The sequence below is a fragment of the Pseudomonas sp. Pseusp3 genome (assembly GCF_047304225.1).
Taxonomy (GTDB): Bacteria; Pseudomonadota; Gammaproteobacteria; order Pseudomonadales; family Pseudomonadaceae; genus Aquipseudomonas; species Aquipseudomonas fluorescens_CD.
Genome location: NZ_JBGLYV010000044.1, coordinates 1 through 25332, shown reverse-complemented (window position 1 = coordinate 25332; position 25332 = coordinate 1). Strand labels below are relative to the sequence as shown.

At 59.9% G+C, this 25332-nt stretch carries 21 protein-coding genes; 7 read left to right on the top strand and 14 right to left on the bottom strand.

Translation table 11 applies throughout. The features are described 5' to 3' along the window. Positions 1–41: 41 nt before the first annotated feature. On the top strand, positions 42–1580 hold the full coding sequence (glpD, locus tag ACCD00_RS16450; RefSeq protein WP_413426092.1) for a glycerol-3-phosphate dehydrogenase: 1539 nt from the start codon (positions 42–44) through the stop codon (positions 1578–1580). Between the two features lie 67 nt (positions 1581–1647). Here the strand turns inward: glpD and ACCD00_RS16445 are convergent, their stop codons facing one another. The 3 genes from ACCD00_RS16445 to ACCD00_RS16435 form a co-directional block, all read right to left on the bottom strand. After that, entirely contained in the window at positions 1648–2754 is a 1107-nt protein-coding gene (locus ACCD00_RS16445; protein ID WP_413426090.1) for an NADH:flavin oxidoreductase/NADH oxidase, read from the bottom strand. A gap of 281 nt (positions 2755–3035) precedes the next feature. Continuing rightward, positions 3036–4745 carry a single-stranded-DNA-specific exonuclease RecJ gene (recJ, locus tag ACCD00_RS16440; protein ID WP_413426088.1) on the bottom strand — a complete coding sequence of 570 codons (1710 nt, stop codon included), beginning with the start codon at positions 4743–4745 and terminating at the stop codon, positions 3036–3038. 66 nt (positions 4746–4811) lie between these two features. After that, a complete protein-coding gene (locus tag ACCD00_RS16435) occupies positions 4812–5354 on the bottom strand; it encodes a YaeQ family protein (protein ID WP_413426086.1) in 543 nt (180 codons plus the stop codon). Between the two features lie 147 nt (positions 5355–5501). Between ACCD00_RS16435 and ACCD00_RS16430 the strand changes: the two genes are divergently transcribed. Both ACCD00_RS16430 and ACCD00_RS16425 read left to right on the top strand, forming a co-directional pair. After that, entirely contained in the window at positions 5502–6701 is a 1200-nt protein-coding gene (locus tag ACCD00_RS16430; protein ID WP_413426084.1) for a CaiB/BaiF CoA transferase family protein, read from the top strand. After that, the gene (locus tag ACCD00_RS16425; protein WP_413426082.1) at positions 6655–7620 is read left to right on the top strand and encodes a TIGR02285 family protein; all 966 of its coding nucleotides are present in this window, start codon (positions 6655–6657) and stop codon (positions 7618–7620) included. The genes ACCD00_RS16430 and ACCD00_RS16425 overlap by 47 nt, the downstream gene beginning before the upstream one ends. Before the next feature lie 170 nt (positions 7621–7790). Here ACCD00_RS16425 and ACCD00_RS16420 read toward each other — a convergent pair whose 3' ends face one another. From ACCD00_RS16420 to ffh, 11 genes are all read right to left on the bottom strand, one after another. Beyond that, the gene (locus ACCD00_RS16420; RefSeq protein WP_413426080.1) at positions 7791–8078 is read right to left on the bottom strand and encodes a DUF3509 domain-containing protein; all 288 of its coding nucleotides are present in this window, start codon (positions 8076–8078) and stop codon (positions 7791–7793) included. Positions 8079–8239: 161 nt separating this feature from the next. Continuing rightward, positions 8240–9595: a transporter substrate-binding domain-containing protein gene (locus tag ACCD00_RS16415; protein ID WP_413426078.1), complete on the bottom strand. Its 1356-nt coding sequence runs from the start codon at positions 9593–9595 to the stop codon at positions 8240–8242. 119 nt (positions 9596–9714) lie between these two features. Then, positions 9715–11124, bottom strand: coding sequence for a threonine synthase (gene thrC / locus ACCD00_RS16410; RefSeq protein ID WP_413426076.1), 1410 nt, complete (start codon positions 11122–11124; stop codon positions 9715–9717). A gap of 104 nt (positions 11125–11228) precedes the next feature. After that, on the bottom strand, positions 11229–12533 hold the full coding sequence (locus ACCD00_RS16405) for a homoserine dehydrogenase (protein ID WP_413426074.1): 1305 nt from the start codon (positions 12531–12533) through the stop codon (positions 11229–11231). A 134-nt stretch (positions 12534–12667) separates the two neighbouring features. Next, positions 12668–13399, bottom strand: coding sequence for a bifunctional protein-disulfide isomerase/oxidoreductase DsbC (gene dsbC / locus ACCD00_RS16400; RefSeq protein ID WP_007990033.1), 732 nt, complete (start codon positions 13397–13399; stop codon positions 12668–12670). Positions 13400–13662: 263 nt separating this feature from the next. Next, positions 13663–14559, bottom strand: a complete 897-nt coding sequence (gene xerD, locus ACCD00_RS16395; protein WP_413426072.1) for a site-specific tyrosine recombinase XerD — start codon at positions 14557–14559, stop codon at positions 13663–13665. A gap of 99 nt (positions 14560–14658) precedes the next feature. Beyond that, complete coding sequence (gene rplS / locus ACCD00_RS16390; protein ID WP_008018567.1) at positions 14659–15009, bottom strand: 50S ribosomal protein L19; 351 nt, start codon at positions 15007–15009, stop codon at positions 14659–14661. Positions 15010–15054: 45 nt separating this feature from the next. Beyond that, entirely contained in the window at positions 15055–15807 is a 753-nt protein-coding gene (gene trmD, locus ACCD00_RS16385) for a tRNA (guanosine(37)-N1)-methyltransferase TrmD (RefSeq protein ID WP_057396740.1), read from the bottom strand. A gap of 2 nt (positions 15808–15809) precedes the next feature. Next, on the bottom strand, positions 15810–16346 hold the full coding sequence (rimM, locus tag ACCD00_RS16380; protein WP_413426069.1) for a ribosome maturation factor RimM: 537 nt from the start codon (positions 16344–16346) through the stop codon (positions 15810–15812). A gap of 5 nt (positions 16347–16351) precedes the next feature. After that, complete coding sequence (rpsP, locus tag ACCD00_RS16375) at positions 16352–16603, bottom strand: 30S ribosomal protein S16 (protein ID WP_007972721.1); 252 nt, start codon at positions 16601–16603, stop codon at positions 16352–16354. Between the two features lie 249 nt (positions 16604–16852). Further along, a complete protein-coding gene (gene ffh, locus ACCD00_RS16370) occupies positions 16853–18229 on the bottom strand; it encodes a signal recognition particle protein (RefSeq protein WP_413426067.1) in 1377 nt (458 codons plus the stop codon). A gap of 210 nt (positions 18230–18439) precedes the next feature. Between ffh and ACCD00_RS16365 the strand changes: the two genes are divergently transcribed. From ACCD00_RS16365 to ACCD00_RS16350, 4 genes are all read left to right on the top strand, one after another. Further along, complete coding sequence (locus ACCD00_RS16365; RefSeq protein WP_413426065.1) at positions 18440–19252, top strand: inner membrane protein YpjD; 813 nt, start codon at positions 18440–18442, stop codon at positions 19250–19252. A 12-nt stretch (positions 19253–19264) separates the two neighbouring features. After that, positions 19265–20497 carry a transporter associated domain-containing protein gene (locus ACCD00_RS16360; protein WP_413426063.1) on the top strand — a complete coding sequence of 411 codons (1233 nt, stop codon included), beginning with the start codon at positions 19265–19267 and terminating at the stop codon, positions 20495–20497. 260 nt (positions 20498–20757) lie between these two features. Beyond that, positions 20758–22074: an MFS transporter gene (locus ACCD00_RS16355; protein WP_413426061.1), complete on the top strand. Its 1317-nt coding sequence runs from the start codon at positions 20758–20760 to the stop codon at positions 22072–22074. A 238-nt stretch (positions 22075–22312) separates the two neighbouring features. Next, positions 22313–25159, top strand: a complete 2847-nt coding sequence (locus ACCD00_RS16350; protein WP_413426059.1) for a valine--tRNA ligase — start codon at positions 22313–22315, stop codon at positions 25157–25159. Positions 25160–25332: the final 173 nt, after the last annotated feature.

Sequence of the window (25332 nt, the reverse complement as noted above, 5' to 3'; positions counted from 1 at the left end):
AATTCAAATACAAAACATCAAAGAATTCCGAGGCTGAGCCGATGCCCACTTCCACCTTGCCTACGCCCCCTCTCGCCGAGGTTTACGATATCGCCGTCATCGGTGGCGGGATCAATGGCGTGGGGATCGCAGCGGATGCCGCCGGCCGCGGTCTCTCGGTCTTCCTTTGCGAAAAGGATGACCTGGCCAGCCATACCTCGTCGGCCAGCAGCAAGCTGATCCACGGTGGCCTGCGCTACCTCGAACATTACGAATTCCGCCTGGTGCGTGAAGCCCTGGCTGAGCGCGAAGTGCTGTTGGCCAAGGCCCCGCACATCGTCAAGCAAATGCGTTTCGTGCTCCCACACCGCCCGCACTTGCGCCCGGCGTGGATGATCCGCGCCGGCCTGTTCCTCTATGACAACCTGGGCAAGCGTGAGCAGCTCGAAGGTTCGAAAAGCCTGAAGTTCGGCCCCGACAGCGCGCTGAAAAGCGAGATCACCAAAGGCTTCGAATATTCCGATTGCTGGGTCGACGACGCGCGCCTGGTGGTATTGAACGCCATGGCCGCCCGGGAAAAAGGCGCCCACGTTCACACCCAAACCCGCTGCGTCAGCGCGCGCCGTACCAAGGGCCTGTGGCACCTGCACCTGGAGCGCGCCGATGGCAGCCTGTTTTCGATCCGCGCCAAGGCCTTGGTCAATGCGGCCGGGCCATGGGTCGCCAAGTTCATTCGGGATGACCTGAAGATGGAATCGCCTTACGGCATCCGCCTGATCCAGGGCAGCCACCTGATCGTGCCGAAACTGTACGAAGGCGAACACGCGCACATCCTGCAAAACGAAGATCAGCGCATCGTGTTCACCATTCCGTACCTGAATCAGTTCACCCTGATCGGCACCACCGACCGTGAGTACACCGGCGATCCGGCAGCCGTAGCGATCACCGACGGCGAAACCGATTACCTGTTGAACGTGGTCAATGCCCATTTCAAAAAGCAAATCAGCCGCGACGACATCCTGCACAGTTATTCCGGGGTGCGCCCACTGTGCAACGACGAATCCGACAACCCGTCGGCCGTGACCCGCGATTACACCCTGGCGCTGTCTGGCACTGGCGAAGAAGCGCCGTTGCTGTCGGTGTTCGGCGGCAAGCTCACTACCTATCGCAAACTGGCCGAGTCGGCGCTGGCGCAACTGGCACCGTACTTCAAGCACATCCAGCCAAGCTGGACCGCCAGCGCTACGCTGCCGGGTGGTGAAGACATGACCACCCCGCAAGCCTTGAGCTCGCGTATCCGCGACAAGTTCGACTGGGTGCCGAGCGAGACCGCTCGCCGCTGGGCCACTTCCTATGGCAGCCGTACCTGGCGCATGCTCGAAGGCGTACAGGACCTCAGCGATATGGGCGAGCACATCGGCGGTGGTCTCTACACCCGTGAAGTCGATTATCTGTGCAGCGAAGAATGGGCCACCAGTGCCCACGACATCCTCTGGCGCCGCAGCAAGCTCGGCTTGTTCACGACGGTGGCCGAACAGGAAAAGCTCAAGGATTACCTGAACCAGGTCGAACAGAACCGCAGCAAGATCGAAGCGGCCTGATCGGTCGCCGGCATGAATAAAAGCCCCTGGGTCTCACGATCCAGGGGCTTTTTCGTATCGATGGATTTCAGTCACGCAAATCCGATTCATGAATCGGCTGCTCACGGTGAGTCGCCCGCTGATACTGCGCCGGCCACACGGCCTTGTGCCCGCCCAGATCATCGTCTGCATGCAGTGCCCAGTACGGATCGCGCAACAACTCGCGGGCCAGGAAGATGATGTCCGCCTGACAGGTGCGCAGGATGTGCTCGGCCTGCGCTGGTTCGGTGATCATGCCAACGGTGCCGGTGGCCATGCCCGACTCCTTGCGCACACGCTCGGCGAAGCGGGTCTGGTATCCCGGCCCTGTGGGAATCTCGGCATTCACCGCCGTCCCGCCCGATGAAACGTCGATCAGATCCACCCCCAGGGCTTTGAGGCGACGCGCGAGCTCCACGGTTTCATCGGGGTTCCAGCCGTCCTCCACCCAATCGGTGGCGGAGACCCGGACAAACACCGGCAATTCTTCAGGCCACACTGCACGCACCGCTTCGGTGACCTGCAGCACCAGCCGAATGCGATTTTCGAACGAACCGCCATATTGATCGCGACGCTGATTGCTCAACGGCGACAGGAACTGATGCAGCAGGTAACCATGGGCGGCATGCACTTCGACCACCTTGAAACCGGCCGTCAGCGAGCGCTTTGCCGCATCGACAAAGGCCTGGATCACCTTGGCGATCTCGCCGTCATCGAGTTGTCTGGGTTGGGTGTGCTGCGGGTCGAACGCAATCGGTGAAGGGCCGACCGGCACCCAGCCGCCCTCGGCGGGTTTGACGCTGCCATGCTTTCCGAGCCACGGCCGATAGGTGCTGGCCTTGCGCCCGGCATGGGCCAACTGAATGCCGGCAACGGCCCCTTGGGCGTTGATGAAGCGGGTGATGCGCTGCAGGGGCTCGATCTGCTCGTCATTCCACAGACCGAGGTCCTGAGCCGTGATACGCCCGTCGGCAGTGACCGCCGTGGCTTCGGTAAACACCAGCCCGGCCCCGCCGATAGCGCGACTGCCGAGGTGGACCAGGTGCCAGTCATTGGCCAGGCCATCGGCACTGGAGTACTGGCACATCGGCGAAACAGCGATGCGGTTGGGCAGGGTCAATTGGCGAAGGGTAAAGGGTTCAAGCAGCAGACTCATGGGGCACCTCTCGTATCAGTGGGCAGGCTCCAGGTTCTGTTTGAATAGTCGACGAGTGACAGGAAAAAGGTACAACACCCGCCCCCGCGGGCAAAAAATTCGACAAGACGTCACAAGGATAATCAAGCAGTGCTTAGAGCCTAGTCGACATCGGGGGATGTCGCCCCCTTGTAGGAGCGAGCTCGCTCGCGATGAGCGACAGGACACCGCGGGGTATCAGGTCCCCAGCGCCATCGTTCACGTCCATCGCGAGCGAGCTCGCTCCTACAACAGGGGTCGATTCAACGCGGTTCGATATGGGCAATCATCAGTTGAACCGTCTCGTTGCCCCGAAACTCGTTGAGGTCGAGCTTGTAGGCCAGTTCCACCCACTTGATGGTCGGATTCGGCCAGATGTCGCGGTCGATCCCGAAGGCGATGCCGTCGAGTTTCACCGAACCACATTCACTTTTCAGCACGACTTTAAGGTGCCGCTCCCCCACCACCCGCTGCTCGACCAACTGGAACACCCCATGAAACAACGGCTCCGGGAAGTGTTGCCCCCAAGGGCCGGCATGCCGCAGGGCGCGGGCCAGTTCCAGGTGAAACTCTTCCACCGCCAGGGTGCCGTCCGACAGCAGGCGGCCAGTCAGGTCTTCTTCGCGCAGTTGCCGGCGTACTTCAACGTCAAAGGCTTCGGCGAACAGGGGGAAATTCGCCTCCGGCAGCGTCAGGCCAGCAGCCATTGCATGGCCACCGTACTTGGTGATCAGATTCGGATGCTGCGCCGCCACCACGCTCAACGCGTCGCGGATATGAAAGCCCTGGACCGAACGCCCCGAGCCCTTGAGCTGTCCATCTCCGGCATCGGCAAAGGCGATGGTCGGGCGGAAATAGCGCTCTTTCATTCGTGACGCGAGGATACCGATGACACCCTGGTGCCACTCGGGATCGAACAGGCACAAGCCGAACGGCATCGACTCCACCGGCAGATCCTTGAGTTGCGCCAGCGCTTCGCGCTGCATGCCCTGCTCGATGGATTTGCGATCCTGGTTCATGCCGTCCAATTGAGCAGCCATCTCACGGGCCAGACCGGCGTCTTCGGTCAGCAGGCATTCGATGCCCAGGCTCATGTCATCCAGGCGCCCTGCGGCGTTCAGGCGCGGGCCGACAATGAAACCCAGATCGGTGGAGGTGATGCGCGCATGATCGCGCTTGGCCACTTCGAGGATCGCCTTGATCCCCGGCCGGGCACGTCCGGCGCGAATCCGCTCCAGCCCCTGATGCACCAGAATCCGGTTGTTGGCATCCAGCGGCACCACGTCGGCCACGCTGCCCAAGGCCACCAGATCGAGCAATTCGCCGATATTCGGCTGCGGCTTGCTGGTGTACCAGCCCAGCTCGCGCAACCGCGCACGCAGGGCCATCAGCACGTAGAAAATCACCCCGACACCGGCCAGCGCCTTGCTCGGGAACTCGCAACCGGGCTGGTTCGGATTGACGATGGCATCGGCCAAGGGCAGCTCGTCACCGGGCAAGTGGTGGTCGGTGACCAGCACCTTGAGCCCGGCCTTTTGCGCCGCTGCCACGCCTTCGACGCTCGAGATGCCGTTATCGACAGTGATCAGCAAATGAGGCTGACGCTCAAGCGCGACCGCGACGATCTCCGGTGTCAGGCCGTAGCCGTAGTCGAAACGGTTCGGCACCAGATAATCGACATGCGCCGCACCCAGCAAACGCAGGCCCAGCGTGCCGACGGTGCTGGCCGTCGCGCCGTCGGCATCGAAGTCGCCGACGATCAGAATGCGCTGGCGTTGTTCGAGCGCCGTCACCAACAGATCCACGGCGGCATCGATGCCCTTGAGCTGCTGGTACGGAATCAACCGCGCCAGGCTCTTGTCCAGTTCCGCCTCGGATTGCACGCCCCGCGCCGCGTAAAGGCGGGTCAGCAGTGGCGGAATATCACCGAGGAATGGCAGGGTGTCGGGCAGCAGGCGAGGTTCGATGCGCATGGGGCGAAAGATGCTTCTCTTCAATACGTAGGATAAAACCGGGTGACGCGCTAAAGCGGCGAAAAATCAGCCGCGCTCACCGGCCAGCCACTGCAACTGGACTTCGTGCTGACCACGGTCGTCGGTGACGAAGATCGTCCCTTCGCTGATCATCACATCCCACTTGATAACGCGCGGCATGTCTTTGGCCAGGATTTCCAGGACTTCCTGAGGCACGGCAGCGATGTTGACGTTTTTCAGGTTTTTCACCGCCGGCACCACTTTGCCTTCCCACACGCGCAGGCTGCCGTAGGCCAACAGGCTGGTACGCTCAGTGCGGCGCGAGCACCAGGTCAGGCGCTCGGCATCCGGCTGGCCGACTTCGATCCAGTGCAGGACGCGGTCATCCAGGCTTTTTTCCCACAAGGCAGGTTCATCCACTTCCGACAGACCGCGGCCGAACGACAGCTGCTCGTTGTACCAAAGGGCGTAGGCCAACAGGCGTACGGTCATGCGCTCTTCGGTTTCCGAAGGGTGACGGGCAATGGTCTGCTTCACGTTCTCATAGACGCTGCGGTCGAGGTCGGTGAGGTTCAGTTCAAACTTGTAGGTCGTGGACGGCTGGGCCATGAACGGGCTTCTTGATACGAGGAAAGGCGGCAAGTCTAACCGATGCGCAAGGTATTCCACGAATTGAAGGTGATCGACCTGAAGCGTCTGACAGTCGGCTATGTTAAAACGCTGTATTCGCTCATCCCTTGCCCTACAGGATTCCGTATGCCGTTCACCGCCAAACCGCTTTCCGGTCTGAAAGTCATCGAATTGGGCACCTTGATTGCCGGCCCGTTTGCTTCGCGCATTTGCGCCGAATTCGGTGCCGATGTGATCAAGATCGAATCCCCGGACGGCGGTGATCCATTGCGCAAATGGCGCAAATTGTATGAAGGCACTTCGTTGTGGTGGTTCGTCCAGGCCCGCAACAAAAAGTCCCTGACCCTCAATCTCAAGCACCCCGACGGTCTGGCGATCCTGAAACAGCTGCTGGGTGAAGCAGACATTCTGATCGAAAACTTTCGCCCCGGCGTCCTGGAAAAACTCGGCCTGGGCTGGGATGTCCTGCACGCCCTGAACCCGAAACTGGTCATGGTGCGGCTGTCGGGTTTCGGCCAGACCGGCCCGATGAAAGATCAGCCCGGCTTTGGTGCGGTCGGTGAATCCATGGGGGGCCTGCGCTACATTACCGGCTTCGAAGACCGGCCACCCGTGCGTACCGGCATTTCCATCGGCGACTCGATTGCCGCGCTCTGGGGCGTGATCGGCGCACTGATGGCCCTGCGTCATCGCGAGGTCAACGGTGGCCAGGGGCAAGTGGTGGACGTGGCGCTGTATGAAGCCATCTTCGCGATGATGGAAAGCATGGTCCCGGAGTTCGATGTGTTCGGCTTCATTCGCGAACGCACGGGCAATATCATGCCGGGCATCACCCCGTCCTCGATCCACACCAGCGCCAATGGCAAGCACGTGCAGATCGGCGCCAATGGCGACGCGATTTTCAAACGCTTCATGCTGATCATTGGCCGGGAAGACCTGGCCAACGACCCCCTGCTTGCCAGCAACGATGGCCGCGATGCCCGACGCGACGAGATTTATGGCGTCATCGATCGCTGGGTCAACTCGTTACCGCTGGACACCGTGCTGGCGCTGCTCAATCAGGCTGACGTGCCAGCCAGCAGGATCTTCAGCGCCGAAGACATGTTCAATGACCCTCAGTACCTGGCGCGGGAAATGTTCCTGCAAGCCAAGCTGCCGGACGGTAAAGACTTCAAGATGCCGGGCATTGTGCCGAAACTCTCAGAGACACCCGGTGAATGTGAATGGGTCGGGCCACAACTGGGTGAACACAACGCACAGGTACTCCAGGAACTTGGCTATGACGCGACGCAGATCGCACAGTTGCGCAAAGACGGAGCCATCTGAGCTGAGGCGCCTGCCGGCATGGGGCATTCACTGCCCATTGCGCGGCGGCTGGCTGCTGTGCGTGCTGGCGACCTTGTTCCTGCTCCTTGAACCGACCCCCTCAGCCCTGGCGCAATCCAGGGACACCCTGATCTGGCTCAAGCGCGACCTGCCACCGTTGACGATTTTCGACGGGCCGAAAAGGGGTCAGGGCGTTATCGATCAATTGCTTCCATTGTTGATTGCCGGCATGCCGCAATACCAGCACAGCGTGATGAGGGTCAATCGCGCGCGTGGACTGCAAATGCTTCACGAACCGACCCTCGTCTGTGATGCGGCGCTGAACTGGAGCAAGGAACGGGAAAAGTGGATCGCCTTTTCCATCCCGGTCTTCCGTGCCATGAGCAATGGCCTGGCCGTGCGGCGCGTTGACCAGTTCGTGCTGGCCCCCTTTATCAAGGATGGCGAAGTGGACCTGGCAGAGTTGCTCGCCAGCGGCCGCGAAAAACTGGGGATTATTGCCGAGCGCAATTACGGCGAATACCTCGACGGGCTGCTCAAGCAAGCGCCAGCCAACTCGCTGACCCCTCATTACGGCAACGACGCCTTGGGCAGCCTGCTGCAAATGCAGCGCCTGGGACGCTTGCGCCTGCTGCTGGGATATCGTCCGGAAATTCGCTACCAGGCCTCACTGCAAGGCATCACCGAGGATCAATTGCAGTTCTATCCGATCCGGGGCACAGGCAAATACCTGTCCGGTTACATCGGTTGCACTGACACGCCCAAGGGCCGGCAGGCCATTGTCGAGATCAACCAGGTACTGCGCACCCTGCCCCGCGAACGCCTTGATCAGGCCTACGCCGCCTGGCTGGATCCGCAAAGCCGCAGCGATTACCTGAAAGACACCAAGGCGTTTTTCGACAATCTGGTGCAGCCATGACAAATCCCGGGCAAAAAGAAACCCCGGGAAGTGGGGAGACGACCCGGGGTTAAACGTGGCCTGTTTGGAGACCAGTAGCAGCAAGCTACAAGCACCGGAGCACAATGCTTGATCCTGCTGTTACAAGGTCTGACTGACCTCGGCGCGGGAAGGTTCCCACAAAAATCCGTTCAATTGCGGCCGGACAGCAGCTTGTCCTGCGCTGCATTTCGCAATGCCGCGATGACACAAGGCTCCAGGCGTCCTTCAGCGATCAGCACGTCGCGATGCAAACCGTCGACCACATCCGTCAGCAGGCGTTTGTCATTCAACTGGGCCTGATTGAACTCGCGCTCGACCACGGTCGCGCCGATAGCATTTTTCAGGGTCACCCGGCATTCACCTCGAATGCCTGACGGGGTCAATGTGACCTGATACGGGCTCAGCGCTTCACCGAGCAACAGACTGATACTTTCCATCCCGATCACCACTCAATAGTCCGAAAACAATGTGCCTGGGTCATGCTTGCAACAGATGACCACTGGCCCGAGAAGAAAGTTCTGGATACCGACCGCAAGCGAACCTGCAACTCAGTCAAGAGAGCATGCACGGCAAACATGACAGAGAAAAAACGCAATCTTCACGTCTGTCGGGTGCGCCGGGCGATATCGGCCCAGCCCCCCAACAATCCTCGTAGCTGGCCATCCGCCGTGTAAAACGGCACTGTCCACTGGTAGATATCCCTGACACCGTCCTTGAATACCAGTTGGCGCTCGAAGAAGCGTGACCTTCGCGTTCTCAACTGCGCTTGAAATTCGGCATGCAGCAGTTCCGCGGTTTGTCTGGGCATGACATCGACTTCGATCAACTGCCGCCCCTGCATCCGGTCAAATCGCGTCGACAAGGCGTCCTCATAACTTTTGTTACACATGATCAAACGCCCTTGCAGATCACGGACAAACATCGGGTCAGGCATGGCATCCATCAGCGCATGCTGAAATGCGAGCTGATCGCGCAGGTTCCTTTGGGCCTCGACCCGTTGCCTGACCAACTCCGCCAACCGTCGATTCCAGAGCAGGGACAACAGGCCGAACAAGCTGATCAAAAACACGCCCCAGCAGACCCACTCGTCAAGCCACTGCCAGAAACCAGGTGCCTGTGGCGTGATAGCACCACCGAACCACTTCAGGCGAAGGCTGCGCAGTTCCTGTTCAGGAAACGCCTCAAGCGCCTTGTTTAGGATACTCAGCAACTGCGGCTGACCTTTGCGCACCGCCAGATAATCCGCATCCCATTTACCTGGCATCACAGCCCCGATCTGCAGCCGGCCCGACGGAAAAAGCCGGGCGCCGATTTCGTTTTCGATGGTGGCGTAGGCTTCGCCGCTTTCAACCCAGGCGCGGGCTTCGGCGTAGGTTTTAACCGAACGCAATTCGATAGACGGATAATCGCGACGGATCTTCGCTTCCAGTGCATGCCGGGTTGGCAGCACCAGTACCCGCTTCGCCAGTTCTTCCAGCGACTGCACAGGCGGCGCCCCGGCCCGCCCGACAAAAACCCATCCAGCACCGCCGTACGCATGGCTGAAATCGAGAAACGCCTTGCGCTCGTCATTCATCGCCAGGGTCGTGCTCAAATCCGCTGCGCCGTTTTCCAGATGCGCCAGCATCTGATCGGTGGAAAAAGACTCTTGGTAAACGAACTGCAACCCCGTCATGTCACTGATGCGCTTGAGCAGGTCACTGTTCAAGCCCGTCCATTGGCCATGTTCATCCTTGAACAGGTACAACGGGTATTCCAGCGCCGTGACCACGACCTGTGGATGACTGGCCACCCATTGCAACTCCTGGTCATCCAGCGCGACCATTGATCGTGCAACAGACTTCCCACGCTCCTGATTCGATGCAGGGCTCGCCCCTCCCAATTCGGCGATTCCCAGGATGCCGAATAAAACCAGCCAGCGCGCGACCGGCTTGAACACACTTGTAAACAGCATTCCCACGTCCTTGGTGATCCACTCGCCTGTCCTTTCGCGGCGATAACTCGACAATTGTGCATGCAGAAATGAAAAAGCCCGTCAGGAGACGGGCTTCAAAATGTAACAGCGTTGACCGGTTACAGCGGCTTTCCGCGGTTGCCATGCTGACTGACAAAGGCCTGCACGGCCTTCAGGTCATTTGGCAATACCGTGCAACGTTCGTCTCGTTCAAACAAATCAGAAAGATGTACAGGCAGTTCGAGAGCTTTTCCTACACCGGCTTTTTCCACGGCGTCCGGGAATTTGACCGGGTGGGCGGTGCCCAGGATCACCATTGGAATGTCCAGGCTACGGCGGCATTCCCGCGCGGCTTTCACGCCGATGGCAGTGTGCGGGTCCAGCACTTCGCCGGTCTGCTCATAGACTTCGGCGATGGTTTCGCAGGTTTGTGCGTCATCCACGGCCAACGAGTCGAACAACTTGCGGGCTTCGGTCCAGCGCTCTTGCTCGACACTGAAACCGCCGCCCTGCTTGAACGAATCCATCAGCCCGGCGATTGCCGCGCCATTGCGACCGTGCAGGTCGAACAGCAGGCGTTCGAAGTTCGACGACACCATGATGTCCATGGACGGCGACAGCGTGGCGTGCAGGGTTTCCTTGACGTACTGGTTGCCGCTCATGAAGCGGTGCAGGATGTCGTTGCGGTTGGTAGCGACGATCAACTGGTTGATCGGCAGGCCCATGTTGCGCGCCAGGTAACCGGCGAAAATGTCGCCGAAGTTGCCGGTCGGCACCGAAAACGCCACCGAACGTGCCGGGCCACCCAGTTGCAGGGCTGCATGGAAGTAGTAAACGATCTGGGCCATGATCCGCGCCCAGTTGATCGAGTTCACTGCCACCAGACGCGTGCCTTTGAGGAAGCTCTGGTCGGCGAAGCTGGCCTTGACCATTTCCTGGCAGTCATCGAAGTTGCCTTCGATGGCGATGTTATGGATGTTCTCACCGAAAATGGTGGTCATCTGCCGACGCTGCACTTCGGACACACGGTTGTGCGGGTGCAGGATGAAGATGTCGACGTTTTCGCAGTGCTTGCAACCTTCGATGGCGGCCGAACCGGTATCACCGGAAGTGGCACCGACAATCACCACGCGCTCGCCGCGCTTCTCCAGCACGTAGTCAAGCAGGCGACCGAGCAATTGCAGGGCGAAGTCCTTGAACGCCAGCGTCGGGCCGTGGAACAGCTCCAGCACCCATTCATTACCGTTCAACTGACGCAGCGGCGCGACGGCGTTGTGGGCGAACACGCCGTAGGTTTCTTCAAGAATCTTTTTGAAATCGGCATCGGGAATGCTGCCGGTGACAAACGGGCGCATGACCCGGAAGGCCAGCTCGTGATACGGCAGGCCGGCCCAGGAAGCGATTTCTTCCTGGGTGAAACGTGGCAGGTTTTCCGGGACGTACAGACCGCCGTCGGTGGCAAGGCCTGCCAGCAGGACGTCTTCGAAATTCAGGGCCGGTGCCTGGCCGCGGGTACTGATGTAGCGCATGTTTTCAAACCTTCGGTTTGAGCTTCAAGCTTCAAGTTTCAAGCCGCAAGTAAAAGCCGAACTGCTTTCAACTTGCCGCTTGAAGCTTGCCGCTTGCCGCTGTGTTAATTCAAATGTTCGACGCGAATCCGGACTACCGGCCCAACCACGCCCTGAAGAGCTTCCAGTGCCTGGATGGCATCGTTGATGTGCTGTTCCAGCACGCGGTGAGTCAGCAGGATCATCGGCACCAGGCCGTCGTGCTCCTCGGCTTCCTTCTGCATGATGGACTCGATGTTGATGCCGCGCTCCGAAAGGATGCTCGCGACCTGAGCCAATACGCCTGGATGGTCCTTGGCCTGAATACGCAGGTAGTAGGCGCTTTCACAGGCTTCGATCGGCAGGATCGGGTGAGCCGACAGCGAGTCCGGCTGGAACGCCAGGTGCGGTACGCGGTTTTCCGGGTCGGACGTCATGGCGCGGACCACGTCCACCAGGTCTGCGATCACCGACGAAGCGGTCGGCTCCATTCCGGCACCGGCACCGTAGAACAGGGTCGAACCGGCAGCATCGCCGTTGACCATCACCGCGTTCATCACGCCGTTGACGTTGGCGATCAGGCGATCGGCCGGGATCAGCGTCGGGTGCACGCGCAGTTCGATACCGGCCGCGGTGCTGCGCGCCACGCCCAGGTGCTTGATGCGGTAGCCCAGCGCTTCGGCGTAGTTCACGTCAGCGGTGGTCAGTTTGGTGATGCCTTCGGTGTAAGCCTTGTCGAATTGCAGCGGGATGCCGAACGCGATGGAGGCCAGGATCGTCAGCTTGTGAGCGGCGTCGATACCTTCAACGTCGAAGGTTGGATCGGCTTCGGCATAACCCAGGGCCTGGGCTTCGGCCAATACGTCTTCGAAGGTGCGACCCTTCTCGCGCATTTCCGTCAGGATGAAGTTGCCGGTGCCGTTGATGATGCCGGCCACCCAGTTGATACGGTTGGCGGACAGGCCTTCGCGGATCGCCTTGATCACCGGAATACCACCGGCCACCGCCGCTTCGAACGCAACGATCACGCCCTTCTCGCGGGCCTTGGCGAAAATTTCATTACCGTGAACGGCGATAAGCGCCTTGTTCGCGGTGACCACATGCTTGCCATTCTCGATGGCCTTGAGTACCAGCTCGCGGGCAACGGTATAGCCGCCCATCAGCTCTATGACGATGTCGATCTCAGGGTTCGTGGCCACTTCGAAGACATCGGTGGTAATCGCAATACCGGTCGTTTGGAACTGAGGCTTTGGCGTGCGAATGGCAATTTGTGCCACTTCGATCCCACGCCCGGCACGACGAGCAATTTCCTCGGCGTTGCGCTGAAGTACGTTGAAGGTTCCGCCACCGACGGTCCCTAACCCACAGATGCCTACTTTGACCGGTTTCACTGTGAACTCCCCATAAAACGGCCGACACGAGGCCGGCCGTGAAAACAACCGCAGGTTCGCGGCTCTCTATTGATGGCCCGGCAAATGTTGCCACCGGACCCTGATCGTCAAGGACTGGCCGTGACGATGCGAATTTACTTCGCGCCCAGCGCCAGTTTGGCGACTTGTGGCGCAGGCTGGTAGCCCGGAATGACCTGACCGTCAGCCAAAACGATGGCCGGTGTGCCGTTCACGCCGATCGACTGGCCGAGTGCGAACTGTTTGGAAACCGGGTTATCGCACTTGGCGGCCTTGATTTCCTTGCCGTCGACCATTTTGTCCATGGCCGCTTTCTTGTCCTTCGAACACCACACCGCCTGCAGCTGTTCGTCTCCCGGCGAGCCCAGGCCCTGACGCGGAAACGCAACATAACGTACTTCGATGCCGCGTTTGTTCAGCTCAGGCACTTCGGCGTGCAGCTTGTGGCAGTACGGGCAGGTGGTGTCGGTGAATACGGTGATGTGCGACTTGGTTTCGCCAATGGCCGGGTAGACGACGGTTTCGGCAACCGGAATGTCGTTGATCAGTTTGGAGATGCCCAGGCGCTCGGTCTTCTCGGTCAGGTTGACCGGCTTGCCATCCTTGAGATCGAACAGGTAGCCCTGAACCACGTACTGGCCGTCGGCACTGGCGTACAGCACGCGGCTGCCTTTGAGCTTGACTTCGTACAGGCCGGGCAACGGGCTGGCGGTGATGCTTTCCACCGGCACTTCGAGCTGGAGGTTTTCCAGGCTTTTACGAATGGCTTTGTCGGCCGCGTCATCGGCGACGGCAAAGGTGCTGACCAACGCAATGGCTGCGGCGGCGAAAATCTGGGTCAGACGCATGAGAACTCCTGAAGGCGAACATATGGGACGATCAGAACGCCCGTGCCAAGACACCGGGTCATAACCGCCCATCGTGCAAACCGGTCAAGCCTATCACATAAGGTTCGCGGGGCCGAATGCCGGTGATACAAGGCATTGGCGAATGTTTTTTGTAGGAGCGAGCTCGCTCGCGATGGTCGTTAACGATCATGCGTGCTGACTGGTTTAACGCGGCGCTCTTCAGATCATCGCGAGCAAGCTCTCTCCTACAGGGGGGGGTACCATCAGCCTCTGGGGTGGTGTTTGGCATGCAGATCCTGCAAGCGCGCCCGGGCGACGTGGGTGTAGATCTGGGTCGTCGACAAATCGCTGTGCCCCAGCAGCATCTGCACCACCCGCAGGTCTGCACCGTGGTTGAGCAGGTGCGTGGCGAAGGCGTGGCGCAACGTGTGCGGCGACAGCGACTTGCCGATCCCGGCCACCTTGGCCTGGTGCTTGATCCGGTGCCAGAAGGTCTGGCGGGTCATCTGCTCGCCACGCTGACTCGGGAACAACACGTCGCTGGGACGCCCACCCAGCAGTTCGCTACGGGCATCACGCATGTAGCGTTCGACCCAGACAATCGCCTCCTCACCCATCGGCACCAGTCGCTCCTTGCTGCCCTTGCCCATCACGCGCAACACGCCCTGGCGCAGATTGACCTGCTCCAGCGTCAGGCTGATCAGCTCCGTCACCCGCAGACCGCAGGCGTACAGCACTTCAAGCATGGCGCGGTCGCGCTGTCCGATGGCGTCGCTCAAATCAGGCGCCTTCAACAGTGCTTCTACATCGGCCTCCGACAAGGATTTGGGCAGCGGCCTGCCGAGTTGCGGCATATCAACCCGTAACGTTGGATCGACAGCGATCATCTTTTCCCGCAACAGATAGCGATAGAAGCCACGCACACCCGAGAGAAATCGCGCGGTGGAACGAGGCTTGTAGTTTTGCTCCAGGCGCCAGGCCAGGTGGTCGAGAATCAACTCGCGCCCGGCATTGACCAGCTCCAGCCCTTTGTCCTGTAGCCAGCCATTGAACAGCGCCAGGTCACTGCGATAGGCATCGCGGGTGTTATCGGAAAGGCCTTTTTCCAGCCAGAGGGCGTCGAGGAACTGGTCTATCAGAGGATGATCAATGGCGGGCATAAAGGCTCAGGCAAGACCGACAACACGGTCAACGAAGATAAATCCCAGACAACAAAAAAGCAGCCCGTAGGCTGCTTTTTTCTGCATCGGAAGCTGGACTTAAACCAGTTTTTCCTTGATGCGAGCTGCTTTACCCGACAGGTCGCGCAGGTAGTACAGCTTGGCTTTACGTACGTCACCGCGACGCTTGACAGCCATGCTGTCGATTTGCGGGGAGTAGGTCTGGAAAGTACGCTCTACGCCAACACCGTTGGAGATTTTACGAACGGTGAATGCACTGTTTACGCCGCGGTTACGCTTGGCGATAACAACACCTTCGAACGCTTGCAGACGCGAACGGTCGCCTTCCTTCACTTTCACCTGAACGACAATGGTGTCGCCCGGGGCAAAGGGAGGGATCTCTTTGGTCATCTGCTCTGCTTCGAGTGCAAGGATGATTTTGTTAGTCATGCTGTGCTCCTAAGGTAAATCGTCGGATCTACCATCGATACGTTGTTAACTATCGTCCCGCTCGCGGATATATTCCTCGAGCAGCTTCTTCTCTTCTCCAGAAAGCGAGCGGCTTTCCAGAAGATCGGCGCGTCGTTCAAAGGTCCGACCAAGGGACTGCTGTAAACGCCAACGCCGGATGTGCGCGTGATTGCCACTTAGCAATACGTCGGGAACACGCTGATCCGCATACACCTCCGGTCGGGTGTAGTGCGGGCAATCCAGCAAACCATCCGTAAAGGAATCTTCCTCGGCGGAGTCCGCATGCCCTAAAGCTCCAGGCAGCAGTCGTGTAACCGCATCGATCAGGACCATCGCCGGCAGCTCGCCGCCAGACAATACATAGTCGCCAATCGACCACTCTTCATCGACATGAGCATCAATAAAACGCTCGTCAATGCCTTCATAGCGGCCGGCAATCAGGATCAATGCATCCTCATTCGCCAACTCGCGCACCGCCGACTGAGTCAGTTGACGGCCTTGGGGGGACAGGTAAATTACCTTCGCCGCCTCCCCGGCTGCTGCCTTGGCCTGAACCAGAGCATCTTCCAGGGGCTTGATCTTCATCACCATGCCCGGACCACCGCCAAACGGGCGATCGTCCACAGTGTGATGTCGATCCGTCGTGTAGTCTCGCGGATTCCAACAGGTGAGCTGCAAGAGCCCCTGTTTCACCGCACGACTGGTGATGCCGTACTCGCTGATGGCAGAGAACATCTCGGGAAACAGACTGATCACTTCTACGCGCAAGTTAGCCACGCTTAGAAATCCGCGTCCCAATCCACCTTCATCTCGCCTGCGGCCAGGTCGACGGCCAACACGCATTGCTCCGTATAGGGCAACAGGCGTTCGCGATCATCCAGGCTGCCAGCGCAAGGCTTGACCACCATGACATCGTTCGAGCCGGTCTCCAGCAGGTGATCGATTTTCCCGAACAGTTGTCCGAGAGTGTCGATGACCTTGAGACCTTCCAGCTGGTACCAGTAGTACTCGCCGTCGGTCAGTTCAGGGAACAGGTTACGCGGCACGCAGATCTCATAACCGGCCAGAAGACGAGCTTCTTCGCGATCATCGAGACCCTTGAGCTTTGCGACCAGGAACTTGTCGTTCCCGCGTCCGCTGACCAGCTCTACCTGCCTTACATTGCCCTCACGCTTGAGCGTCCAGGTTTTGTAGTCCAGCAGGTTTTTAATCGGATCAGTAAAGGAGTACACCTTCACTTCGCCGCGAACGCCGTGAACAGAGTAAATCTTGCCGATAACGATCAAATCATCAGCAATGGCTGGCGTCGCGTTCATATTGCTCAGGCCGCAGCCTTAGCAGATTCCTTCAACAACTGAGCAACGCGCTCAGAAGGTTGTGCACCAACGCTCAGCCAGTAGGCTACGCGCTCTTGGTTCACGGACAGACGAACTTCCTGACCACGAGCAACAGGGTTGAAGTAGCCAACCTGTTCCTTGTGCGAACCGTCGCGCGGGTTGCGGCTGTCGGTTACGGTCAAGTGGTAAAACGGGCGCTTTTTGGAGCCGCCAAGGGCAAGACGGATTGTTAGCATGTGAACATCGTTCCTGTAGTCGGTGCTGCAAATCTAAATGCACAGCGGGCATGGGTGCCCGAAAGGCCGCATATTCTAAGGAATATCCGGACTTTTGCAAATGCCTTTTTCCGGCACCTGTCACCGTGCCATCCAGATTGGCTATAGAGCCGTCGTTGAAAACGGCCGATCAGCTCCCGCCAGGCGCGGGTTTGCTGGAGATCCCGCTTCCTTGCGGGACTGCGCCGGTACGACGACCGGCGAGTTCTTTCAGATCTTTGGCATGCCGCCGCCGGGCAACATTCCGCCCATGCCGCGCATCATCTTGGCCATTCCGCCTTTCGCAGAGAACTTCTTCATCATTTTCTGCATCTGCTTGTGCTGCTTGATCAAGCGGCCGATGTCCTGCACCTGGGTGCCGGAACCCATGGCGATCCGGCGCTTGCGCGAACCGCTGATCATCTCGGGGTCGCGGCGCTCGGCCGGGGTCATGGAGTTGATGATGGCTTCCATCTGCTTGAATTGCTTTTCTGCCGCGCCCTGGGCGTTGCCCATCTGCGCCAGATTCACGCCGCCCATGTTCGGCAGCTTGTCCATGAGCCCGCCGAGGCCGCCCATGTTCTTCATTTGTTGCAGCTGATCGCGGAAGTCTTCGAGGTCGAAGCCCTTGCCCTTCTTCAACTTTTTAGCAAGCTTGTCGGCTTTGTCCTTGTCGAGCGTCGCTTCCGCCTGCTCGATCAGGCTGAGCACGTCACCCATGCCGAGGATGCGCGAGGCGATACGCTCAGGATGGAACGGATCGAGCGCTTCGCTCTTCTCGCCCATACCGATGAACTTGATCGGCTTGCCGGTGATGGCACGCACCGACAGAGCGGCACCGCCACGGGCGTCGCCGTCGACCTTGGTCAGGATCACACCGGTCAGCGGCAATGCATCGCCGAAGGCCTTGGCCGTGTTGGCGGCGTCCTGGCCGGTCATGGCGTCGACCACGAACAGGGTTTCGATCGGGTTGATCGCGGCATGCAGTGCCTTGATCTCGCCCATCATCTCTTCATCGATGTGCAGGCGACCGGCGGTATCGACGATGACCACGTCGATGAATTTGAGCCTTGCTTCTTTAATAGCCGCGTTGGCGATGTCGACCGGCTTCTGGCTCAGGTCCGACGGGAAGAAGGTCACGCCGATGTCGTTGGCCAGGGTTTCCAGCTGCTTGATCGCCGCCGGACGGTAAACGTCGGCGGACACAACCATGACCGACTTCTTCTTGCGCTCTTTAAGGAAGCGCGCGAGCTTGCCGGCGGTGGTGGTTTTACCCGCGCCCTGCAAACCGGCCATCAGGATGACGGCGGGTGGAACGGCGCTCAGGTTCAGGTCTTCGTTGGCCGCGCCCATCAGGCTTTCGAGCTCGGCCTGGACGATCTTCACGAAGGCCTGGCCCGGCGTCAGGCTGCGTGACACCTCGGTACCGACGGCACGTTCCTTGACCGAATTGACGAAGTCCTTGACCACCGGCAGGGCGACGTCGGCTTCGAGCAACGCCATGCGCACTTCGCGCAGGGTGTCTTTGATGTTGTCTTCAGTCAGCTTGGCCTTGCCGGTGACATGGCGCAGCGTCTGCGAGAGACGGTCGGTTAAGTTTTCAAACATTGCGCGATCCTTTCAGGCCCTGTGTAGACCGGGATAATGGCGGCCCGGACCGGACTAAACGTGTGCTCGGCGAGCCTGCGGCGTGGGCAGGTCGCGGATTATAGCGAAGACTGTGGCTGGCGGACACCTCGCTGTCGGGTTGCGCGGTCTTTCGTGCGGCGGGGGTTCTATGCCAAACTCAGCGACTTTCGGGCTTGCCTAACAGGATTTATGCTCCCCTTGTCACCCAGCTTGCTTACTACCCTCGCCGCCGCCTGCTTGTACGCCGCTGCGACCATATATCAGGGCACTCGCCTGGCTTCCGGCACCAAGGCCAACAAACGCCTGCTGGTCATGCTTGGCGTGCTCGCCGTATTGACCCACGGCGCCAGCCTGCTCACCCACCTGCTGACCCCAACCGGCCTGGGCCTGGACTTCTTCACTGCCGCCAGCCTGATTGCCGTGGCGGTCATCGCATTGACCCTGCTGGCCTGCTCGCGGATTCCGGTAGAGAACCTGCTGATACTGCTGTTCCCGCTGGGGGCCTTGACCGTGCTGCTGGCGCATTTCGCGCCGGCCGGTACGGTGCAGATCATCGATGAAGAGCCAGGCATCCTCGCCCACATCCTGCTCTCGATTCTTGCCTATGGCATGTTCACCATCGCGGTGTTCCAGGCCTTGCTGCTGCTGGTTCAAGACCACCAGCTCAAGCACAAGCACCCGTCCGGGCTGATCAAGAACTTCCCGCCGCTGCAAACCATGGAAAGTCTGCTGTTCGGCTTCCTCTGGGCCGGCTGGACGCTATTGTCGCTGTCGCTGATTTCCGGCTGGCTGTTCGTCGAAAACCTGTTCGCCCAGCATCTGGTGCACAAAACCCTGCTGGCCTGCCTGGCCTGGATCGTTTTCAGCGTGCTGCTGTGGGGGCGCAATCGCCTCGGCTGGCGCGGGCACAAAGCCATTCGCTGGACCCTGGCCGGTTTCTGCCTGCTGATGCTGGCGTATTTCGGCAGCAAACTGGTTCGTGAATACATCCTGCACATCTGACGGGCGGCATTAATGGACGACTTGCCCACAGGGCCGATGCTCGCGGTAGTGACCCTGCTGATTTTATGGTCGGGGCTGTTTACCGCCATTGAGGCCGCGCACCAGCATTTGCTGGCCCAGCGCACCGCAACGCGCTCCAGCGACAAACCGGTGGCGAAACTCAGCTTCCCGCTTGCCAGCCTGATATTTTGCAACACCCTGTGCCGTGCACTCGTGGTGGTCATCAGCACCTTGCTGGCCATTTTCACCTGGGCCGAGAACGGCCCGTGGGTTGCGTGTCTTGGGGCGGGCGCCATTTTGCTGGTGTTTTCCGACTATTTGCCACGGGCGCTCGCCATCCGTTATCCGGATGCGATCCTGGCCCAGGGTAACAATCTGCTGCGCATACCACTGAAAATCATCTATCCCGCGGCATGGCTGCTCAACAGCATCAGTCAGTTGCTGATGCGACCATTCGCCCGTAAAGCCAAAGTGGTGCAACAGAGTGAGGACGAAACGCTGACCGAACGGCACGCCCCTCTCGAAACCGTGAACCGCCCTCACCCGCTGCCAGGCATCCACGCACTGGACAACATCACGGTCAATGACATCCTGGTGCCGCGCAGTGACGTGGACGGCATCAACCTCGATGACCCCATCGAAGAAATCATCGAACAATTGCGCCACAACAAGCGCACTCGCCTGCCGGTGTTCCACAGTGATATCAACCAGGTCGAAGCCGTCCTCAACACCCGACACATCCTTCACTTGCTGCCCGATGCGAGCCTGACCAGGGAAGCGCTGCTGGCAGCCAGTCACGAGCCATACTTCGTGCCGGAAAGTACCCCTCTGCAGTTGCAACTGCTCAATTTCCACAAGCAGCAGCGGCGCCTGGGCATGGTGGTCGATGAATACGGCGAAGTGCTGGGCATCGTCACCCTGGAAGACATTCTTGAAGAAATCGTCGGCGAGTTCGAAAGCCAGCACAGCCTGGACAACCCGCACATTCATCCGCAAGCCGACGGACGCCTGGTGATCGACGGAGCTGCGTCCATTCGCGAGCTGAACAAGAGCCTCGGCTGGCACCTGCCCAGCGATGGCCCGAAAACCCTGAACGGTCTGGTCACCGAGGCGCTGGAAACCATTCCCGAAAGTGCGGTGTGCCTGAAGATCGGTCGGTATCGCCTGGAAATTCTCGAGACCGAGGACAACCGTGTCACGCGAGTGCTGATCTGGCAGACCAGCTCGATGCCTGTCGTTATCTAAAACCTGACACAAATCCCTGAGTTCGCCAGCCCTCTTGTTCGATCGTTAGCCACCTTCCTATAATCGAAGCGCTTACCCAAGCCTCGCCGGCCCCGTGCTTACCCCGCACTTCGCAGCTTCCGGCCTGTCCATCAGCAAAGCCCGCAGCAAACCGACGACTGTTCCTACCTTGAACAGCGACCGTGCCTCCACCCACATCCCTGGGTTCTCGACCATAATAATTCGCTCCACTGGAGCACATGACAGTCAGGGATAACCGCATGACGACCAGCACGACTTACAGCGACTCCACACCTGCGCAACCGACGAACTCCGCCACCCGCGTGGCCACCGCAAGCTTCATCGGCACCGCCATCGAGTTCTACGACTTCTATGTCTATGCCACCGCCGCCGCACTGGTGATCGGCCCGGTGTTCTTTCCGCAGACATCCGGCACCGCCCAGATGCTTTCGGCGTTTCTCACGTTCGGCATCGCCTTCCTTGCACGCCCTTTGGGTTCGGCGCTTTTCGGCCACTTTGGCGACCGTATCGGGCGCAAATCGACCCTGGTCGCCTCGCTGCTGCTGATGGGCGTGTGCACCACGCTGATCGGCGTGCTGCCGGGTTACGACAGCATTGGCGCCTGGGCACCGATCCTGCTTTGCGTCCTGCGCTTCGGCCAGGGCCTGGGGCTGGGCGGTGAATGGGGTGGCGCGGCATTGCTGGCCACGGAGAACGCGCCGAAAGGCAAACGCGCGTGGTTCGGCATGTTTCCGCAACTGGGTCCATCCATCGGCTTTCTGGCGGCCAACGGCCTGTTCCTGACATTGGCCGTAGTACTGGACGATGAACAGTTCCGCTCCTGGGGCTGGCGTATTCCGTTCCTGCTCAGCGCCGCACTGGTGATGGTCGGCCTGTACGTGCGCCTCAAGCTGCATGAAACCCCGGTGTTCGCCAACGCCGTGGCGCGCCAGGAGCGGGTGAAGATCCCGCTGTTCGAGCTGTTCGGTCAATACTGGGCCCCTGTGTTGCTGGGCGCCGGCGCGATGGTCGTGTGCTACGCGCTGTTCTATATCTCCACCGTGTTTTCCCTGAGTTACGGCGTGGCAACGCTTGGCTACAGCCGCGAAACCTTCCTCGGCCTGCTGTGCTTCGCGGTGCTGTTCATGGCTGCCGCCACCCCGCTGTCGGCCTGGGCCAGCGACCGTTACGGGCGCAAGCCGGTGCTGATCATCGGTGGCGTACTGGCGATCCTGTCCGGCTTTCTCATGGAGCCGCTGCTGACCCAAGGCTCGACCTGGAGTGTGGCGCTGTTCCTGTGCATCGAACTGTTTCTGATGGGCGTGACGTTTGCACCGATGGGTGCGTTGCTGCCGGAGCTGTTCCCGACCCACGTGCGTTATACCGGCGCCTCGGCGGCCTACAACCTGGGCGGTATCGTCGGGGCTTCGGCGGCGCCGTTTTTCGCGCAGAAGCTGGTAGCGATGGGCGGATTGAGCTACGTCGGCGGGTATGTGTCCGGTGCGGCGGTGCTGAGTTTGATTGCAGTGCTGTGCCTGAAGGAAACACGGCATAACGATTTGAATCAGGTCGCCTGACCGATTGCTTTCGCGGGCAAGCCCGCTCCCACAGTGTTAGTGTCGATCACAAAATAGCTGTACGACACATAACCTGTAGGAGCGGGCTTGCCCGCGATGGCGCCCTCACGGACAAAACACCCCCCGAAAAACCACAACTTTTCCCCCACCCATTGTCACCTCGCTCTACGCGCATCGGCTCATCCCCGCTATACTTCCCGGCTTTTCCTGAATAAATGCCAATAGGGTCCCGCCGCGCATGGATAAGACCTACCAGCCGCACGCCATTGAAACTTCCTGGTACAACACCTGGGAGTCAGAGAATTACTTCGCCCCGCAAGGCGCGGGCGAGTCCTACACCATCATGATCCCGCCGCCGAACGTCACCGGCAGCCTGCACATGGGGCACGGCTTCAACAACGCGATCATGGACGCCCTGATCCGTTTCCGCCGCATGCAGGGTCGCAACACCCTGTGGCAGCCGGGCACCGACCACGCGGGTATCGCCACGCAGATGCTGGTGGAGCGTCAACTCGAAGCGAAAGGCCAGAGCCGTCACGACCTGGGTCGCGAGAAGTTCCTCGAAAAAGTCTGGGAGTGGAAGGATGAGTCCGGCGGCAACATCAGCCGTCAGATCCGTCGCCTCGGCTCGTCCGTTGACTGGAGCCGCGAGCGCTTCACCATGGACGACGGCCTCTCGGAAGCCGTTAAAGAAGCCTTCGTCCGTTTGCACGAAGACGGCCTGATCTATCGCGGCAAGCGCCTGGTCAACTGGGACACCAAGCTGCACACGGCGATTTCCGACCTCGAAGTGGAGAACCACGACGAGAAAGGTTTTCTGTGGAACCTGAAATACCCGCTGGCCGACGGCGCCAAGACCGCTGAAGGCAACGATTTCCTGATCGTCGCGACCACTCGCCCGGAAACCATGCTCGGCGACTCCGCCGTGGCGGTTAACCCGAACGATGAACGCTACAAAGCCCTGATCGGCAAATTTGTCGAGCTGCCGCTGGTTGGCCGCCGCATCCCGATCATCGCCGACGATTACTGCGACCCTGAATTCGGCACCGGCTGCGTGAAGATCACCCCGGCCCACGATTTCAACGACTACGAAGTCGGCAAGCGTCACAACCTGCCGCTGCTGAACATCTTCGACAAAAACGCAACGGTCCTGCCGGCCTGCCAGGTGTTCAACCTCGACGGCACGCTGAACGAAACCATCGACGGCAAGATCCCGGCGGAATACGCCGGTCTCGACCGCTTCGAAGCCCGCAAGCAGATCGTGGCCGCGTTCGACGCTGCCGGCCTGTTGGTCAGCGTTGACGACCACGCCCTGAAAGTGCCGAAAGGCGACCGCTCCGGCACCGTCATCGAGCCATGGCTGACCGACCAGTGGTACGTGTCCACCAAGCCTTTGGCCGAGCCTGCGATTGCAGCCGTTGAAGACGGCCGTATCCAGTTCGTGCCAAAACAGTACGAAAACATGTACTTCTCGTGGATGCGCGACATCCAGGATTGGTGCATCAGCCGTCAACTGTGGTGGGGCCACCGGATTCCGGCCTGGTACGACGAGTCGGGCAAGGTCTACGTCGGTCGCGACGAAGCCGAAGTGCGGGCCAGGCACAACATCGGCCCGGACGTCGCGCTGCAACAGGACAACGATGTTCTCGACACCTGGTTCAGTTCGGGCCTGTGGACGTTCTCCACCCTCGGCTGGCCGGAAAAAACCGAATTCCTGAAGAAATTCCACTCCACCGACGTACTGGTGACCGGCTTCGACATCATTTTCTTCTGGGTTGCCCGGATGATCATGCTCACCATGCATTTGGTGAAGAACGAAGATGGCACGCCGCAGGTTCCGTTCAAGACCGTGTACGTGCATGGCCTGGTGCGTGACGGCCAGGGCCAGAAGATGTCCAAGTCCAAGGGCAACGTCCTGGACCCGCTGGACATCATCGACGGTATCGAGCTGGAAGAGCTGGTACAGAAGCGTACCTCCGGCATGATGCAGCCGAAACTGGCGAAGAAGATCGAGAAGCAGACCCGCGACGAGTTCGCCGAAGGCATCGCCAGCTACGGCACCGACGCCCTGCGCTTCACCTTCTGCTCGCTGGCATCCACCGGTCGTGACATCAAGTTCGACATGGGCCGCGTCGAAGGCTATCGCAACTTCTGCAACAAGATCTGGAACGCGGCGCGCTACGTGCTGGACAAGGGCGAAGACTGTGGCCAAAACGGTGAAGCCTATGAGCTGTCCCTGGCCGATCGCTGGATCATTTCGCAACTGCAACGCACCGAAGCCGAAGTGACCCGCCAGCTCGACCAGTTCCGTTTCGACCTGGCTGCGCAAGCCTTGTACGAGTTCATCTGGAACCAGTATTGCGACTGGTACCTGGAGCTGTCCAAGCCTGTGTTGTGGGACGAAAACGCACCGGTCGAACGCCAGCGCGGCACCCGTCGCACCCTGGTGCGCGTACTGGAAGTCGCCCTGCGTCTGGCGCACCCGTTCATGCCGTTCATCACCGAAGAAATCTGGCAGCGCATCGCGCCGCTGGCCGGTATCGAAGGCAAGACGATCATGCTGCAACCTTGGCCAGTGGCCAACGAAACACGCATCGATCAGGCGGCCGAAGATGACATTGAATGGCTCAAGGGCCTGATGCTCGGCACCCGTAACATCCGTGGCGAAATGAACATCGGCCCGGGCAAACCGCTGCCGTTGTTCCTGAAGAACGTCAGCGCCGAGGATCAGCGTCGCCTGACCGAAAATGAAGCCCTGCTGAAGAAGCTGGCGCGTCTGGAATCGATCACCGTGCTGGCTGCTGGCGAAGAAGCGCCGCTGTCCGCCACCGCGCTGGTCGGCGAGATGGAAGTGCTGGTGCCAATGGCCGGCTTGATCGACAAAGCTGCGGAACTGGCGCGTCTGGACAAGGAAATCCAGCGCCTGCAAGGTGAAGTGCAACGTGTCGGCGGCAAGCTGTCCAACGCCGGTTTCGTTGACAAGGCACCCGCCGAAGTCATCGACAAGGAACGCGCCAAACTCGCCGAGGCCGAACAGGCCCTGGGCAAGCTGGCCGAGCAGCATGCGCGGATTGCCAGCCTGTAACGGCAGATCGCACTGAAAGAGGGAGGCCCAAGCGGCCTCCCTTTTTTATGCCTGCCACTTTCTAACATCCAATGAAGCCCCCCCTGTGGGAGCGGTGTTGCCCATAGATGTGGGACAATGCCCGCCACTTTCAGCCATGCCCGAATCGACCACACCCATGACCGCCCCCCGCC